This is a genomic window from Luteimonas sp. GW821-FHT14E02 (genome assembly GCF_058803905.1).
This window is the reverse complement of sequence record NZ_JBXAPK010000019.1, coordinates 1-1,567: the sequence shown is the minus strand read 5'-3', so window position 1 is coordinate 1,567 and position 1,567 is coordinate 1. Positions and strand designations below refer to the sequence as shown.

Below are 1,567 nucleotides of genomic sequence, written 5' to 3'. Positions count from 1 at the left end.
GTGACGTACACGGTGACGGTGGCCAACGCCGGTCCGGATGCCGCGACCAACGTGCAGGTGACCGATACCCCGACCAACCTGACGATCACCGGCGTGTCCGGTGGCGGCTGCACGGCGTTCCCGTGCACGCTGGCGAGCCTGGCCTCGGGCGCAAGCGTGACCATCACGGTCACCGCAACGATCAACGCGCAGGGCACGTTCCAGAACAGCGTGACAGCGACGACGCCGGATCAGACCGATCCGAACCCGCCGGACAACACCAGCACGACGCCGCCGGAGACGGCCGGTGGTGTGGCCGATGTGTCGGTGGTGAAGACGCTGACGACGGCCGGTCCGTTCCAGACCGGCCAGAGCGTGACGTACACGGTGACGGTGGCCAACGCCGGTCCGGATGCCGCGACCAACGTGCAGGTGACCGACACCCCGACCAACCTGACGATCACCGGCGTGTCCGGTGGCGGCTGCACGGCATTCCCGTGCACGCTGGCGAGCCTGGCCTCGGGCGCAAGCGTGACCATCACGGTCACCGCAACGATCAACGCGCAGGGCACGTTCCAGAACAGCGTGACAGCGACGACGCCGGATCAGACCGATCCGAACCCGCCGGACAACACCAGCACGACGCCGCCGGAGACGGCGGGCGGCGTGGCCGATGTGTCGGTGGTGAAGACGCTCACGACCGCCGGTCCGTTCCTGGCAGGGCAGTCGATCCAGTTCGACATCGTGGTGAGTAACGCTGGTCCGGATGCCGCGACCAACGTGCAGGTGACCGACACCCCGACGAACCTGACGATCACCGGCGTGTCCGGCGGTGGCTGCACGGCGTTCCCGTGCACGCTCGCCAGCCTGGCGTCCGGCGCAAGTGTGACCATCACGGTGACCGTGACCGTTGGAGTGACCGGCGGCGCGTTCAACAACGTGGCGACGGTGACGGTGCCGGATCAGACCGATCCGAATACATCCAACAACACGGATGACGAGCCGGGTACTGCCGGCGCGCTTCCGATTATTGCCAATGACGACAGCGGCTCGGCGAACGGTGCGTCGGGCGGCACTGCCGTGCCGAACGTGCTGACCAACGACACCTTGAACGGTGCGGCGGCCACGCTCGCCAATGTCACGCTGACGCAGACCTCGACGACTAACCCGAACGTGACGCTGGACCCGGCCACGGGTGCGGTGAACGTGGCGCCGGGCACCCCGGCGGGCACCTATACCGTCGTGTACCAGATCTGCGAACAGCTGAACCCGAGCAACTGCGATACGGCCAACGTGACGGTGACGGTGAATGCCGCCCCGATCGATGCGGTGGACGACAGCGGCTCGGCGAACGGTGCGTCGGGCGGCACTGCCGTGCCGAACGTGCTGACCAACGACACCTTGAACGGTGCGGCGGCGACGCTCGCCAACGTCACGCTGACGCAGACCTCGACGACGAACCCGAACGTCACGCTGGACCCGGCGACGGGTGCGGTGAACGTGGCCCCGGATACGCCGGCGGGCACGTACACGGTCGTGTACCAGATCTGCGAACAGCTGAACCCGAGCAACTGCGACACGGCCAACG

1 protein-coding gene is annotated in these 1,567 nt (G+C 67.6%); it reads left to right on the top strand.

What is annotated here, in order from left to right:
* On the top strand, positions 1-1,567 hold a 1,567-nt coding region (locus AC1RNP_RS19035), incomplete at both ends, for a DUF11 domain-containing protein (RefSeq protein WP_493052863.1).